At 63.1% G+C, this 15395-nt stretch carries 15 protein-coding genes; 10 read left to right on the top strand and 5 right to left on the bottom strand.

What is annotated here, in order from left to right; all coding sequences use genetic code 11:
- The first annotated feature begins 16 nt into the window (after positions 1-16).
- The 4 genes from qhpR to DT068_RS08540 all read left to right on the top strand — a co-directional run bounded on the left by qhpR (position 17) and on the right by DT068_RS08540 (position 3634).
- On the top strand, positions 17-1048 hold the full coding sequence (qhpR, locus tag DT068_RS08555; protein WP_119389401.1) for an AraC-like transcriptional regulator QhpR: 1032 nt from the start codon (positions 17-19) through the stop codon (positions 1046-1048).
- A 16-nt stretch (positions 1049-1064) separates the two neighbouring features.
- Positions 1065-1976 (top strand): DMT family transporter, encoded by a 912-nt coding sequence (locus tag DT068_RS08550; RefSeq protein WP_119389400.1) that lies wholly within the window; start codon positions 1065-1067, stop codon positions 1974-1976.
- A 100-nt stretch (positions 1977-2076) separates the two neighbouring features.
- Positions 2077-2913 carry a MerR family transcriptional regulator gene (locus DT068_RS08545; RefSeq protein ID WP_119389399.1) on the top strand — a complete coding sequence of 279 codons (837 nt, stop codon included), beginning with the start codon at positions 2077-2079 and terminating at the stop codon, positions 2911-2913.
- Between the two features lie 49 nt (positions 2914-2962).
- Positions 2963-3634, top strand: a complete 672-nt coding sequence (locus DT068_RS08540; RefSeq protein WP_119389398.1) for a glutathione S-transferase family protein — start codon at positions 2963-2965, stop codon at positions 3632-3634.
- Here the strand turns inward: DT068_RS08540 and DT068_RS08535 are convergent.
- The 3 genes from DT068_RS08535 to DT068_RS08525 form a co-directional block, all read right to left on the bottom strand.
- Positions 3631-4626 (bottom strand): phosphotransferase enzyme family protein, encoded by a 996-nt coding sequence (locus DT068_RS08535; RefSeq protein ID WP_119389397.1) that lies wholly within the window; start codon positions 4624-4626, stop codon positions 3631-3633. The two genes, DT068_RS08540 and DT068_RS08535, sit on opposite strands and share 4 nt — an antisense overlap.
- A gap of 3 nt (positions 4627-4629) precedes the next feature.
- Positions 4630-5940 (bottom strand): class-III pyridoxal-phosphate-dependent aminotransferase, encoded by a 1311-nt coding sequence (locus tag DT068_RS08530; RefSeq protein WP_119389396.1) that lies wholly within the window; start codon positions 5938-5940, stop codon positions 4630-4632.
- Between the two features lie 153 nt (positions 5941-6093).
- The gene (locus tag DT068_RS08525; protein WP_119389395.1) at positions 6094-7311 is read right to left on the bottom strand and encodes an aminotransferase class V-fold PLP-dependent enzyme; all 1218 of its coding nucleotides are present in this window, start codon (positions 7309-7311) and stop codon (positions 6094-6096) included.
- A 160-nt stretch (positions 7312-7471) separates the two neighbouring features.
- On the opposite strand from DT068_RS08525, the gene DT068_RS08520 reads away from it, so the two are divergent.
- The 6 genes from DT068_RS08520 (at position 7472) to DT068_RS08495 (ending at position 12791) form a co-directional block, all read left to right on the top strand.
- Positions 7472-8284: an aspartyl/asparaginyl beta-hydroxylase domain-containing protein gene (locus DT068_RS08520; protein ID WP_119389394.1), complete on the top strand. Its 813-nt coding sequence runs from the start codon at positions 7472-7474 to the stop codon at positions 8282-8284.
- A gap of 237 nt (positions 8285-8521) precedes the next feature.
- Positions 8522-9262 (top strand): ATP-binding cassette domain-containing protein, encoded by a 741-nt coding sequence (locus DT068_RS08515; RefSeq protein ID WP_119389393.1) that lies wholly within the window; start codon positions 8522-8524, stop codon positions 9260-9262.
- Positions 9252-10268 (top strand): ABC transporter permease, encoded by a 1017-nt coding sequence (locus tag DT068_RS08510; protein WP_438816420.1) that lies wholly within the window; start codon positions 9252-9254, stop codon positions 10266-10268. Before DT068_RS08515 ends, DT068_RS08510 begins: the two co-directional genes overlap by 11 nt.
- A gap of 31 nt (positions 10269-10299) precedes the next feature.
- Positions 10300-11304 (top strand): sugar-binding protein, encoded by a 1005-nt coding sequence (locus DT068_RS08505; RefSeq protein WP_119389392.1) that lies wholly within the window; start codon positions 10300-10302, stop codon positions 11302-11304.
- Positions 11305-11374: 70 nt separating this feature from the next.
- Positions 11375-12124: an SDR family oxidoreductase gene (locus DT068_RS08500; protein WP_119389391.1), complete on the top strand. Its 750-nt coding sequence runs from the start codon at positions 11375-11377 to the stop codon at positions 12122-12124.
- A gap of 52 nt (positions 12125-12176) precedes the next feature.
- The gene (locus DT068_RS08495) at positions 12177-12791 is read left to right on the top strand and encodes a GNAT family N-acetyltransferase (RefSeq protein ID WP_119389390.1); all 615 of its coding nucleotides are present in this window, start codon (positions 12177-12179) and stop codon (positions 12789-12791) included.
- A 143-nt stretch (positions 12792-12934) separates the two neighbouring features.
- Here the strand turns inward: DT068_RS08495 and kce are convergent, their stop codons facing one another.
- Together kce and DT068_RS08485 are read right to left on the bottom strand one after the other, a co-directional pair.
- Positions 12935-13870, bottom strand: a complete 936-nt coding sequence (kce, locus tag DT068_RS08490) for a 3,5-dioxohexanoate:acetyl-CoA acetone transferase (protein WP_119389389.1) — start codon at positions 13868-13870, stop codon at positions 12935-12937.
- Positions 13871-14062: 192 nt separating this feature from the next.
- Positions 14063-15265, bottom strand: coding sequence for a multidrug effflux MFS transporter (locus tag DT068_RS08485; protein WP_119389388.1), 1203 nt, complete (start codon positions 15263-15265; stop codon positions 14063-14065).
- Positions 15266-15395: the final 130 nt, after the last annotated feature.

Genomic DNA, 15395 nt, shown 5'->3' with positions numbered 1-15395 from the left:
CTAACAGGGGCTTCGCATGCAGCCTGGGGAAGACAGCGCCAATCCCGGGATCCTGGCCTCAGCCGCGACCGGCCTGGCCGATCACGTTGCCCGCTGGGGCGGCGACATCGACCGCGTCTGTGGCGAAGCCGGCGTCGACCCGGCTTCGGTCGGCCAGCCTACCCTGAGCCTCGAGCTCTCGGCCTTCTGCTCGCTTTTCGAGGAAGCCGCGCGCAACACCCGCAATCCCAATTTCGGCCTGTGGTTCGGCAACAGCTTCAAGCCGCGCGACCTGGGACTCATTGGCTATACCGCCATCTCGTCGCCGACCCTGGGTGCGGCGCTCGAGAACTTCGTCGGGCTGTTCGGCCTGCACCAGCAATCGACCCATATGGCGATCGCCGATGCCGGCCGCGGCCTGGTCCGTCTCGAATACCAGATCCGCATGCCCGATATCCTGGCGCGCCGCCAGGACGCCGAGCTCTCCCTCGGCATGTTCCTCAACATCATGCGCGAAGGCCTGGGAAGCTCATGGGCGCCGGAAGAAGTCCATTTCGAGCATCCCAAGCCCGAGGCCTGGCGCGAGCATGAGAGCGCTTTCGATGCGCCGGTCTTCTTCTCGCAGTCGACCAACGCGCTGGTCTTCCGCCGCGATCTGTTCCAGCGCCCGATGCCGGCGCCCGATCTGAAGCTGCTGTCCATCACCCGCATGTGCCTGATGAGCGTCGCGACCCGCCCCGTGCCGCGCCAGACTCTCAAGGATCAGATCAGGTCGGCGGTGCGCGCCCGTCTTGCCGAGGGCTATCCGGCGCTCGAGCATGTGGCGGAGGCGATCAAGTCATCGCCGGCCGCCATCCAGCGCGAGCTGGCGCGCGACAATCTCAATTACAAGGATCTGGTCGAGGAGACGCGCCGCGATCTCGCTTTCGTCTATGTCCGCCAGCGCGAACTGCCCTTCTCGGAGATCGCCTTCCTGCTCGGCTATTCGGAGCTGTCGGCCTTTTCGCGCGCCTTCCATCGCTGGACCGGCACCTCGCCGCGCAGCTACCGGGCAAAGGCAACGGCCTGAAATCATAGGGAAAGACATGAACGGCACGACCACGGTGTTTTCGCTTCCGGCGCCAAGGGTCCTCGGGCTCCCGCTGAAGCCGCGCACGCTCTGGACCATTGTCGGGGTGACGGCCATCCCGCTCTGGGCAACCTGGCCGCTGCTCGCCGTCCTCTCGACCTCGGTTCCCCTCTTTCAGTTCCTGGCCATTATATTCGCCGTCGGCGCAGTCTTTCTCTTCTGTCTGCCCAAGGCTTCTCCGCAAGCCACCGAGACGAGCGACAACCGGAGCTGGCTCACAGCGTGGTTGCCGGCTTTCATGGTCGCTTTGGGCCTTCTCGTATCGGATGTCTTCTTCATCTGGGCGCTTGGCTACATCCCGCCGGCGCAAGCCAATCTCATCCTCTATCTCTGGCCGCTGATGGTGGTCCTGCTCGGCGTCATGCTCGGCCTCTTCGCGCTCAAGGCAAATCATCTGATGAGCGTCGCGATCGGCCTTGCCGGGGCTGCGCTGGTCATTGGCGCCGAGGTGACCACGATCGACTGGCTCGGAGTCGCTCTGGCGGCTGCCGGTGGCCTGGCTTGGGCCATCTTCGTCGTCTTCCGCCTGTGGCAGGGTGAGAACGCGCCCGATGCCCTGATGCGGGGATTTGCCCTGTCCGCCATCATTGCCTTAGGCCTGCATCTCCTCTTCGAAACGACGATGATCCCGCCCGCCGGCACCTTGATCTGCTCCGTGCTGGTCGGGATCATTCCCCTGGCGCTCGGCAACCTCGCCTGGGATTACGGCATTCGCCGCGGCGACCGTGTCTTGCTCTCCGTCTTGGCCTATGCCACGCCCTTGGTGAGCGCCCTGATCCTGATCGCCGCGGGCTTCGCCAGCCCGACACGGGGGCTGCTGGCCGGCGGAATCATGATCGTCGTAGCCGGGGTCATCTCTGCACGCTGAATAATCCGCGCCAGGATGCCAGAACGGCGCCCGGTGAATTTTTCCGCTTGACTTTAACACTGTGTCAAGCCCGCACAACCTTGGCACAAAGGAAGTGCAGATGTTCAGGATTGGTGAATTCGCTCAGATCGCCCAGGTGTCGACAAGGCAGCTGCGCCACTACGACCAGCTGGGATTGCTGCAGCCGGACCATACGGACCAGCGCAGCGGCTACCGCTATTACAACATTCGGCAGCTCCAGACCCTCAACCGCATCCTGGCCCTGAAGGAGCTCGGCCTCTCACTGGACCAGATAAGACCTCTCCTCGATGGCGACATACCTGCAGCGGAGCTGCGCGGCATGCTGACCATGAGGCGGGCGCAGGTCGAGCAGACGCTGCAGGCGGAGGAGGCGCGTCTGCGTCACATCGAATCGCGCATTGCCGAGATCGATCGCCAGGGTCGCATCGAGGGCTATGATGTGGTGGTGAAGTCCGTGGCGGCGGCTCCCTTTCTCGCCCTGCGCCAATCCTTCGACGGCATCGAAGACGTGCCCGGCGTGCTCTGCTCCATAGCCGAGGAAGGAGCGAAGCAGATCCGCGCCGGCCTGCGCGACAAGCTCATCGTCGTCGCCCGCAACGACACGGAGGACGAAAAGCTCGATCTCGAAATAGGCTTCACCTTGACGCGCCCCTCGAATGCAAGCCTCAGTCTTTCGGGCGGCGGCCTGTTGCTGGCAGGCGAGCTTCCCGCCGTGCCGACAATGGCGACCATCGTCAGACCGGGGACCAATGCGGCGAGCCACTCGTCCTTCGCCGCCATCGGAAGCTGGATAGACGCCAACAGATACGAGATCGCCGGCCCCTGCCGCGAAGTCTTTCTCGAATCCTTTACCGGCCAGTCCGGATTCGAGAAGGCGCTGGTGGAAATCCAGTTTCCGGTGCGCCGCGCAGCCTGAACCCACCATCCCGGAATTTGTCGTCCGAACTCGATCACAGGAGTGGAAAATGAAAGTCTATGGCGTGCCGCTATCGGTCCATACGAGAAAGGTGATCCTCGCTGCCAGGCTCAAGGGAATTCCCCTCGAGTCCGAGATCGTCATCCCGGTCGTCCCGGGCAATCCGCCATCGAACTGGCGCGACATAAGCCCGACCGGCCTCATCCCGGCAATCGAGGACAATGGCTTCCGCCTTGCCGATTCGACGGCGATCATCTGCTATCTCGAGCGCAAGCAGCCGACGCCGGCGCTTCTTCCCGCCGACGACAGGGAGTATGCCGCAGCACTGGCACTTGATGCCTGGGCGGGCTCGGCGCTGTTTCGCAGTGTGATCCACCCCATTTTCCACAATCAGATCGTGGGGCCGAAAATCCGCAACGTCCCGGGCGATTCGGCCGTCATTGAAGCGGCAAGGGACAAGGCTGCGCCTGAGGCATTCGGCTACCTCGAAAATCTCGACCTCCGGGATTTCCTTGTTGGCGACAGGCTGACCATCGCCGATCTCGCGGTGATTTCGAATCTGATCCTGTTCCACTATCTCGGCTATCGGATCGCGCCGCAGTTTCCCAGGCTCGATCGCTATTTCCGGCGCCATATCGACACACCCGCTTTGCGTGCCGCGCTGGCGGAAGAAGCGCCTTTTGCCGATCAGATGGGACTCGATCGCAGCTTCATTCACTAGCCGAATTTGCGCAGGTAATTCTCGCACAGCGCAACGGTATCCCGCGTATAGGGAACACCCATCGACTTGGCGAGATCGGTCTCCGCATGCGAGCCGATCCAGGCGACGAGCAGGAGCCTTCGGAACATCACGAAGGTTGGGATCTCATGCTCATCCTCGGCCGGGAGCGGCGCCACCGTGCGGTAGCCTTTCACCCAGGCCTCGATGAGCGCCGGCACGTCGGGGCGATGCTCGATGAAGGACAGCGCCGTCGCCCCGTCATAGAGATACCAGCTGAAGCCACAATCGTCGAAATCGATGACCTTGGTCTCATCCCCGTCGATCAGGAGATTGGCGAGCCGCATGTCGCAATGGATGAGGCCATAGCGTTCAGGTCCCTTGCCGAAGGCGGCCAGGCGCCTTTCGATGAGGTCGACCGTGCGCTGGAACAGCCTGGTCTTGTCGGCATCGAGCCCCATGCCCTGCCGCCAGGAGCCCCAATGCTGCACCTTGCCGAAGGCGCCATCGAAATCCCAGGTCAAGCGCTCGAAATTCTGTGGCCGCTTCCACGCCCGCGCATGCAGGTGCATGCGCGCCGTCGCCGCCCCCAGCACCTCGAAGGGGCCGAGCAGTTCGGCTTCCGACGGTTCCGCGCCCGTTTCCCAGTCGAACAGCACCACATGTCGCAGCGCGCCGCTTTTAGGTTGGATGCTCTGGATGAGATCGCCATCCCTGCCCTTGCGCGGCACCGGCGTGATGACCGCATCGTCCCGGCGCAGCGCCTGCAGCCAGGCGAGCTCGGACCCGATGGCTGTCTTCGAATGATAGAATTCGCGATGGACGCGCAGCGCCCATTTTTGCCCGCCGCCATCGATGCGGTAGGTGGCGTTCTCCGACAGGTTGATCATCGTCGCCGTGGCGCCCGCCGGCAGGTCGTAGCGGGCAAGGGCTGACTCGGCGATCTGCTGCAGTTCCTTCAGCTTCTGCTGGTGGGCGGCATCAGGCGACGACATGCATCAGGCCGCCGACTGGCGCGAATGGGCTGGCCTGGACGTCGTCATATAGCTCTTCGCCCGCCCGCCCATGACTTCCGCCTGAGCCTGGGCGACCGAGGTATCGAGCCGGGTCAGGATCTCATCGCACATCTCGCGATCGATAAGCAGGCCCGGCTTGAACTGCAACACCCTTTTGTCGAGGGTCGAGAAGATCGCCCAGATGCCGTTCTGGTAGAGATGCTTCATCACATGGACGGCACCCTGGTCATGGTTGAATTCGAGCCCCATGACGATGCCGCGCTGGCGGATGCCGGTGAAGAAATCGGGGTAATTGGCCTGGACCTGGCGCAGGCCATTGGCGAGATAGGCCGAAATATAGTGGACCTGCGAGCGGGTCTCGGGGCGCGAGCAGATTTCCAGCACCTTGGCGGCCGCGAGGCATCCAAGCTCGGCGCCGCCGAAGCTCGACATGTGGCCGAAGCCATCCTCGCTCAGCCACTTGCCCGCCGTCTCGCTCACCACCACTGCGGCGATCGGATAGATGCCGCCCGACAGGCCCTTGCCGGTGACCAGCATGTCCGGACTGACGCCATAGGTCTCGATGCCCCACATCTCGCCGGTGCGCATGAGACCGGTCTGCACCTCATCCGCGATATAGAGCGTGCCCACTTTCTCGCAGGCCTGCTTGATGGCCTTGAGGTAGCCCGGCTTCGGCATCGGGAAGCCATAGGTCGCCGGGATCGTCTCCATGATCACGCAGGCCGCATCGCCGACCGCAATGGCCGACAGCATCCGGTCGAGATCGTTGAACGGCACCTTGACCACCTCCTGGGTCGGGGCATCCGACAGGAAGAGCTTGGAGAAGCGGTCATCGCCGACCTGCACCGCAAGGCCCGTATGGCCGTGATAGCAGCGCTCGATGCAGATGATCTTGCGCCGCTTGGTGGCATTGCGCGCACTCTTGAGCGCGATGTCGATCGCCTCGGCTCCGCCCGAGGCGAATATCGTGCGCTTGAGGCCTTGGGGCGTCAGCCGCTCCAGCATCTCGGCGACATGGGTGCGCATGATCGATGGGAAGTGATGATTGCCGATATCGAAATAGGCCATGCCCTCGCGCACCGCCTCGACCACTTCCGGATTGCGGTGGCCCAGCGAATACGTGCCGCCATTGAGATGCACATCGATGAGGCGCCGTCCATCGACGTCCCAGAGATAATAGGCCTCGCGCCGGTCGATGACGAGATCGACGCCCATGCGCTGCCAGTCGGATGTCTTGCCGGGATTCCAGTATTCCTTCGACCTGGCGATGAAATCGTCTTTTTTCTTGCTCATCGGCGAGACCCCAAAGGCAAATTCTGCGGTGATCTCACACTAGCCGGGCGGCGGCCCGGCGGCTTGACAGAAGAGCGGCGGGATTTGACAGGCTCGGAACCGATCGTATTTGAATCGTTTTCTCAGCGATTTCTCGCAAAATACTGATTTGATTCAGGCTTTTGCGATTGCCGGCGTGGCGCCGGCGAGCCGCTTGATCACCTCCGCCTGCCGCCTGAGCTCGGCATCAGGCATCGTGTCGTAGCAGGGAATGACGACCAGATCGCGCATGACATGGGCCGCAATTTCGGGCTCGAGCTCGGGGCGGTCCTTGGGCGCTGCGATATGCTGCGAGCGCGGCAGGTCGGCGGCATCGAAGCCCTCCGCCCGCAGGCCATCGATGAACTTGCGCGGCTCATCGACGATGAGCGGGAACACCCAGTAGTCATGATGGCTGTTGGTCTGCGCCGGCATCGTCACCGTCGCCCCGATCAGGTCGCGCAAGGTCTCGCCCTTGTTCGTCCGCACACGGATCGCCTGGATGTCGAATTCCTCGAGCCGGCGGTTGAGCAGCGCCAGCATCGCGGTCGAGGGCTGGAAGCGCAGGTTCTTCGCCGTCTTGAGCGGCGCCACGTCGCGCACCCGGTCGGCGAGCGAGTCCTCGTAGTCCTGGCCGCGCGAATGATAGTAGCGATAGATGGCGCCGAGCACGAAGCGCGACGTGATGAGCTTGAGCCCCATGAACTGCAGGACGCGCTTCAGCTGCTTGCTGTCGGGCTGCACCGGATAGTTGGCCTGGATGGCGCGCATGCGCCCGCGCAGCGTGCCGTCGCGCACCCGGATCAGGGCGCCGCCCAGCGCCGTCGAGGTCTTGATCGGCCCGAAGGAGAACATGTTGAGGTCGGCCTTGGTGCTGCCCGGATAGGCCCGGCCATTGAAGGCCTGGGCGCAATCCTCGACCGTGACGATCCCCCGGTCCCGGCAGAGATCGAACAAGGGATCGAGATCGAGCCTGGTGCCGAAAAGATGGGCGGCGACGAAAATGCGCGATCGGGGCGTGATGGCCTTTTCGAGCTTCTCGAGGCTTGGCCCCATGGAGCCGGGGTCGAGATCGACCGGCACCGGCACCAGGCCCGCATCGCGCACCACGCGCACCATGCCCTTCACATTGAGGGCCGAGAAGATCACCTCATCGCCGGGCTTGAGATCGAGCGCCTGGATCAGGAGGTCGAAGCCCGAGCGCACCGAATAGGTTACAATCGTGTCATCATTGTCCGAGAAGAAGCTCTCGACCGAGCGCTTGAGCGCCTCGCGGTCCTTGGAATTAATACAATTCCAGGCTCCGGCGAGAAGGTCCATCCAGCCGATCTTGAGTTGCGTTCTGACCCACATTTGCCTAAATACCTTTCGACGGACATCCCATAGCGCCAGAGCCAGCTCGAAGCCAGCCCGTGTGCCAACTTCCGTTACACAGTTTAAGGTGAATGACCGGGTTGGAATGTTATATGGAGGGGCATCCGCAAGGATGCCTTCAATGGTTTAAGAGGACAGAATGGCCAATACCGACTTGACGCTGGGCCAGAAGCTTAAGAAGCAGCGCCGCAGGAAGATCAAGAAATTCGGCAAGAACATGATCCGTGGGCTGGCCGACTTCCTTGGCCGTCAGTCGCTGGTCGGCGACATGCCGATCCATGACAACAAGGATTTTCCCTTCCTCAAGCCCTTTGTCGACAATTGGGAAGGCATTCGCGCCGAGGTCGTGGAAATTCTGAAGCACCGCGAAGCCGTGCCGCTGTTCCAGGACGTGTCCCCCGACCAGATGCGCATCGCCAAGGGCAACAACTGGCGCACCTTCATTCTCTACGGCTTCGGCACCAAGCTCGAGAAGAACTGCAAGCAGGCGCCGCTCTCCACCCGGATCCTCGAGAGCATTCCCAACCTGCAGACCGCCTGGTTCTCGATCCTGGGGCCGGGCTATCACATTCCCGCCCATCGCGGCGTATCCAAGGGCATCCTGCGCTCGCATCTCGGCTTGATCATCCCGAAGGATGCGGAGAAGTGCCGCATCCGCGTCGCCGACAAGGTCCAGGTCTGGCGCCCGGGCGAGATCTTCGTCTTCGACGACACCTATGAGCATGAAGTGTGGAACGACACGGATGAGGAACGCGTCATCCTGCTGTTCGACTTCGACCGTCCGATGAAATTCTGGGGACGCGTGCTCAACAGGACCTTCGTGTCTTTGATCAAGATGACGGCTTACTATCAGGAGCCGAAGAAGAACATGCAGTCGATGGAAGAGCGCTTCGAGGCGGCCACGCGCCGCGCCGACCAGAATCTGGAAAAACTGTCGGATACGGACGACTAGACGGACGCCGCCCTACCCATTCGTCACGGCCCCGGCCATCCAACAACCGGGTTGCGCGCTCTGCCCCAACTCGTCAAGCCCGGCCATGACGAGAGGGAGTTGTCTTTAGTATGACAAATATGCCGGACCCGCCGCAAAGGCGCTCGACAAGTCCGCATAAGCCATGCAAAATTCCGGCCGGGTAGTTTTTCGTAAAGCAGGCCGGCAGAGCGCTGCGTGATGGGAGGACCCTCCGGAATGGCACTGCTCAGGCTCAAGGGCATCACCAAATCCTTCGGCGCGATCCATGCGCTGAACGGGGTGGATATCGAGATCCATCCGGGCGAGATCGTCGGCCTCATGGGCGACAATGGCGCCGGCAAGTCGACCCTGGTCAAGATCATCGCCGGCAATTTTCCGCCCACCACGGGCGAGATCGTGCTCAGCGACGAGACGGTGCATTTCAACCAGCCGCTCGACGCCCGCGCCAAGGGTATCGAGATCGTCTATCAGGATCTCGCTCTGTGCGACAATCTCACGGCGGCCGAGAACCTCTTCCTCGGGCGTGAGATCCGCAAGGGCATCTGGCCCTTCCGCGTCATGAACTACGACGCGATGTTCAAGAAGGCGGGCGAGCTTTTCGAGGAGCTGCAGTCGGAGACCCGGCCGCGCGATATCGTGCGCCGCATGTCGGGCGGCCAGCGCCAGGCCGTCGCCATCGCGCGCACCCGCCTGTCCAGGGCGAAGCTCGTCCTCATGGATGAGCCGACCGCCGCCATCAGCGTGCGCCAGGTCGAGCAGGTTTTGGCGCTCATCCGCCGCCTCAAGCAGCAGGGCATATCGGTGGTCCTCATCAGCCACCGCATGCCCGACGTGTTCGCCGTCTCCGACCGCGTCATCGTCATGCGCCGCGGCGCCAAGGTGGCCGACAAGGAGATCAAGCACACAACCCCCGAAGAGGTGACCGGCCTCATCACAGGAGCGATCCGTGCCGCCTGAAAAAGCCGAAGCCGCCAATGTCTCGATCCAGGATGTCGTCGGCATCCAGCAGACGACCTTCATTCAGCGGCTGTTCGCCAGCCAGCCCTTCTGGATCACCATGGCGCTGTTCGCCATCATCGCCTTCATGAGCTTCTATGAGCCAGCCTATGCGACGGAGCGCAATTTCTACAACATCACGCGCAATTTCGCCTTCATCGGCATCATGGCGATGGGCATGCTGGCCGTCATCATCACCGGCGGCATCGATCTCTCGGTCGGCTCGATCATGGGCTTCGTCAGCATCGTCGCCGGCGTCATCCTGGAAGCGCATTATCCCTGGTGGGTCGCGCTCCCCGCCGGAATGCTGGCCGGCGCCGCGCTGGGCGCCATCAACGGCTATATCATCGCCTATATCGGCCTGCCGCCTTTCGTCGTCACTCTGGGCATGCTGGCCGCCGGGCGGTCCTTCGCCCAGATCCTCTCCGGCAACCGCATGATCACCGATTTCGGCCCCGACAAGGCGGTGGTGCTGGAGATCGGCGGCGGTCAGATCCTCGGCATCGCCAATCCGGTCTGGGTGCTGATCCTTCTCACCTTCATCTTCGGCTTCGTGTTCAATTACACATCCTGGGGGCGCCGGCTCTTCGCCATCGGCGGCAATGAGCAGGCAGCCCAGCTCACCGGCGTGCCGGTCAAGCGCATGAAGTTCCAGGTCTATGTGCTCTCGGCCTGCATGGCGGCGCTGTCTTCCATCCTGATCCTCGGCTGGCAGGGCTCGGCCATCAATGCGCTCGGCATCGGCTATGAGCTGCGCGTCATCGCCTCGACCGTCATTGGCGGCGCCGATCTCATGGGCGGCGCCGGCACCGCCTATGGCGCCTTCATCGGCGCCGCCTTGATCGAAGTCATCCGCAACGGCCTCTTGATGGCGGGCGTCGATGCCAATTGGCAGGGCGCCTTTGTCGGCCTGTTTATCGTCCTCGCGGTCTATCTGGAACGGATCCGCGGACGCTCACGTGCCTAGCCTGACCAGAATGAACATTGGAGGAATGAGCATGATGAAATACCTGATGGGAACCGCGATCGTGGCCGGCCTCATGGCGCTCGGCGCCACCGGCGCCGCCGCGGACAAGCTGACTTTGGCGCTTGTGCCGAAGAACATGAACAACCCGTTCTTCGACCAGGCGCGCGATGGCTGCAAGAAGGCGGAAGCTGAATCGAACGGCGCCTTCGAATGCATGTATATCGGCCCCGGCGAGCATGGCGGCGGCGAAGAGCAGGTGCAGATCGTCAACGACCTGATCGCCAAGGGCGTCGCCGGCATCGCCGTGTCGCCGTCCAACGCGGCGGCCATGGCGGGCGCTCTGCAGCAGGCCAAGGCGGCCGGCATCCCGGTCCTCACCTGGGACTCCGATCTCCTGCCCGAGAGCAAGGATCTGCGCGTCGCCTATGTCGGCACGAAGAACTATGACATCGGCGTCAACCTCGCCAAGATCGTGATGCAGATCAAGCCGAAGGGCGGCACGATCTGCATCCAGTCGGGTGGTGCGGCGGCCGCCAACCACAATGAGCGCATGCAGGGCATTCGCGACACGCTGTCCGGCAAGCAGAGTGCCGCCTCTCCTGGCGACCGGCTCAATGGCGAGAATGGCTGGAAGGAAGCGGAGGGCTGCCCGCTCTACACCGATGACGACTTCCCGCGCTCGGTGGCGCAACTCGAAGATACGCTGGCGAAATATCCCGATCTCGACGCCTTCGTGCCGACCGGCGGCTTCCCGCAATTCGTGCCCGAGGCCTATCGCAAGGCGGTCGAGCCCTACAAGGACAAGATCGCCTCCGGCGCTCTCGCCCTTGTCGTCGCCGACACGCTGCCCGTGCAGATGGAGCTGATGAAGGACGGCCTCTCCAAGGGCCAGGTCGGCCAGCGTCCCTTCGAGATGGGCTACAAGTCGATGTTCTTCCTGAAGGACCTCAAGGACGGCAAGTCGGTCGCCGATCCGACCTATACCGGCCTCGATGTCTGCACGCCGGAGACCGCCGACACCTGTATCGGCAAATAAGCGCGATGAACTGAAGCAGGCGGGGTGATCCCGCCTGCTTTCTCATGTCCCTCATTTCGAAATCCCGCAAATGACCGATCGTTTCTCTCTCGCCGGACGCGTCGCCCTGGTCACCGGCGCCTCGCGTGGGCTTGGCTTCGCCATGGCGGAAGCCCTGGCCGAGCATGGCGCCACCGTCGTGCTCAATGCGCGCGATGCGAAATCGCTGGCCGATGCCGCGAAGAAGCTCGGCGCCGATCATTCGGCTTTCGATGTGACCGACGCGGCGCAATGCCGCGATGGCCTGGCGAAGCTCGTCGCGAAACATGGCAAGCTCGACATCCTCGTCAACAATGCCGGCATCCAGCACCGCAAGCCTCTCACCGAGTGGGAGGATGCGGATTTCGACCGCGTCATCGCCGTCAATCTCTCCGCCTGCTTCCGCCTTGCGCGTGATGCGGCGAAGCTGATGCTGCCCAACAAATTCGGCCGCATCATCAATACCGGATCGGTGGCGGCGATCCTCGGTCGCCCGACGATTCACGCCTATGTGGCGGCGAAGGCCGGCCTTCACGGACTCACCCGCTCCATGGCCGCCGAGATCGGACGCCACGGCGTCACGGTGAATGCTCTGGCGCCCGGCTATTTCGCCACCGAGCTCAACACCGCCTTGCTTGAGGACAAGGCCTTCACGGCCTGGGTTGAAAGCCGCACCCCGGCGGGACGCTGGGCCAGGCCGTCCGAGCTTGGCGGTGCTGTGGTGTTCCTCGCCTCCGATGCCGCCTCCTATGTCAACGGCCATGTGCTCGCCGTCGATGGCGGATTGTCGGTCAGCCTGTGATGCGGCATCCCTTGGCTTGACAAGCCGGCGCGCAACAGCTGGTTACACGCCCATGACGCCTGCCAATCCGCCGCTGCCCCCGGGCTATTCACCCCTTCCCCCTGGCCATGTCGCCAATGTCGCGACCTTCCTGGAGATGAAATCCAGACCCGGTATGCTGCCGCAAATTCAGGCAGACGATCTGTCGATCCGCCAATGGCAGGATCCCGATCCCGCCGCCTATCGCGCGCTCTTCAGGACGGTCGGCGAGGCCTGGCTATGGCAGTCGCGCCTGTTCATGGCGGATGAGAGGCTTCAGGGCATCTTCCGCAATCCCGATGTCGAGATCTATCGCCTGTTCCGCGCCGAGGCCGTCGCCGGCCTGCTCGAGCTCGATTTCACCAGCCCTGGCGAATGCGAGCTCTCCTTCTTCGGTCTCGTGCCGCAGGAGATCGGCAAGGGCGCCGGCCGTTTCCTGATGACGCAAGCCATTCGCCGCGCCTGGGCGCGGCCGATCAAGCGCTTCTGGGTGCATACCTGCACGTTCGATCACCCGGCGGCTATCGGCTTCTACAGGCGCTCGGGCTTCACGCCTTATGACGTGCAGGTCGAGGTCCATCCCGATCCGCGCCTCACCGGCCATATGCCCCGCGAAGCCGCCCCGCATGTGGCGATCATCGAGAAATGATCAGCCTTCCCTCTTTTCCGTCATCCCGGCGAAAGCCGGGATCCACTGAATAGGAGCCGTCCGGGCGGCGCTGCTCTATTTCGCGAGTTTAATGGATCCCGGCTTTCGCCGGGATGACGGAATGGGAGAAGTGATCGTCAGCATCAGAACTTCACATTCTGCGGGCCCTTGAGGTCGAGCATCTGGCGCGCCTCGTCGGCTGAAGCGACGTCGATCGACAGCTCCTCCAATATGTGCCGCATCTTGGCGACGAGCTCGGCATTCGATTTGGCGAGCTTGCCCTTGCCGATGAAGAGATTGTCCTCGAGCCCGACGCGCACATTGGCACCCATGGTCGCCGCCATGGTGCAGAAGGGCAATTGGAAGCGCCCGGCCGCCAGCACCGACCAGTGATACTGATCGCCGAACAGGCGTTCGGCCGTGTCGCGCATGACGAGCACATTCTGCGGATCGGGACCGATGCCGCCCAGAATGCCGAAGATCGTCTGCACGAAGAGCGGCGGCTTGACCAGCTTGCGGTCGAGGAAATGGGCGAGCGTGTAGAGATGGCCGACATCATAGCATTCGAATTCGAACTTGACGCCGTGCCCCTCGCCCAGCCGCTGCAGCACCTGCTCGATATCGCCGAAAGTGTTGCGGAAGATGAAGTCGCGCGAGCGGTCGAGATGCTGGCGCTCCCATTCATGGGCGAAATCCTTGTAGCGGTTGAGCATCGGGAACAGGCCGAAATTCATCGTGCCCATATTGAGCGAGGTCATTTCAGGCGAGGCACGCTCCGCCGCCGCCAGCCGCTCGTCGAGCGACATGCCCTGCCCACCGCCGGTGGTGATGTTGATGATGGCGTCCGTCCCCTGCTTGATCCGCGGCAGGAAGTCGAGAAACAGCTCGGGCGAGGGCGAGGGCCGCCCGTCCTTGGGGTCACGCGCATGCAGATGCAGGATCGCGGCCCCCGCCTTGCCGGCATCGACCGCCTGCTCGGCGATGTCGCTCGGCGTCACCGGCAGATGCGGCGACATGGACGGCGTGTGGATGGATCCCGTTATCGCACAGGTGATGATGGCTTTCGACTTGGCCCGCATGACAGCTCCCTTGCTCGGTGGCGCGCCAAGCTCGTCGAATTCCGGAGGTTTGTCAAAAGCCAGTCCAAATGAAAGGCCCGCTCCACAGATCTGATCTCTGGAGCGAGCCCTGCCTCAGCTGCGGGACGGCTCCTTCCGCTGAGACTTCCTGAAAACGCGAAGCCTCAAATGTGGTTCCGTGTCTCCCGCGAATTATTCGGCCGGAACTTCCGCCACACGCCTTTGACGCAACGCCACCTGCGACAGGATGAAAGTGATCAGCGCGCAGGCGGCAATGCCGGTGACCATGGGCAGCACCGTCCCATCGGCAAAGAGGCCGATGACGGCGACCGCCACCGCCCCGGTGACGAAATGCAGGGTTCCCATCAGCGCCGAGGCCGTGCCGGCGATCTCGCCATGCTCTTCCATGGCCAGCACCGCGGTGGTCGGGATCACGAGGCCGAGGAAGCCGTAGCCCACGAACAGGCAGGCGGCGAGCACGTCGAGCCGGTCGACCCCCGACGCGGTGAGTGCGAACAGGAGGGCCATGGCGGCGAAATAGCCGACCACGGCGATGCGCACCACCTTGCGCAGGCCGAAGCGGTCGGCGAGCTTGCCGGTGAACTGCGCGACGGTGAAGAACGACACCGCGTTGATCGAGAAGAACACGCTGTAGAGCGTCGGCGACAGGCCGAAATGGCCGATGAGCACGAAGGGCGAATTGGCGAGATAGGAGAAGAAGCTCGCTATGCCGAAGCCGCCGATGAAGGAGAGCGCCAGGAAATTCCAGTCGCCGAGCAGCAGCCGGTAGCCGGAGAGCGCCGTGCCGACGCCGCTGGCGACGCGCAATTCCTTGGGCCGCGTCTCAGGCAGCATGGTGGCGATCATGATGAAGCCGAGCACGGCCGCGACCGTCACCACCCAGAACACGGCACGCCAGTCGGCGAGGCTGATGACCAGGCTGCCGGTGACCGGGGCCAGGATCGGCGAGATGCTGAACACCAGCATGAGCAGCGACATCATGCGCGCCGCATCGATGCCGGTATGGAGGTCACGCACCACCGCGCGCGGGATGACCATGCCGGCGCAGGCGCCGATGCCCTGGATGAAGCGGAAGAAATTGAGCGTGGTGATATCGGGTGCCAGCGCGCAGCCTATGCCGCCGATGGCGAACAGGATGAGGCCGATATAGAGCGGCAGCTTGCGCCCGAACATGTCGGAGATCGGCCCGAAGATGAGCTGGAAGGCGCCGAAGGAGACGAAGAACAGCATCAGGCTGAGCTGCACCGAGCGGATATCGGCATTGAGGTTCTGGCCGATCGTGGGCAGCGCCGGCAGATACATGTCGATGGCGAAAGGACCGATCGCCGAGAGCAGCCCCAGAATGACGGCATTGCGGACGAATCTCGTTTGCATGGCAGACACTTCCCATATCCTGAGACGCGATCGTTCCCTCTCGCGTCGTCGAAACACTTGAATTCCCATCTGAAATCGGTGCCGGCGGGCCTGGCTCGCAAACCGCTGGACAACTTAGCCCAAATTATTG

Source organism: Taklimakanibacter lacteus, from assembly GCA_003576695.1.
Classification (GTDB): domain Bacteria; phylum Pseudomonadota; class Alphaproteobacteria; order Rhizobiales; family Aestuariivirgaceae; genus Taklimakanibacter; species Taklimakanibacter lacteus.
Note: the sequence above shows the minus strand (reverse complement) of the source record. Positions and strands in the feature narration are given on the sequence as shown.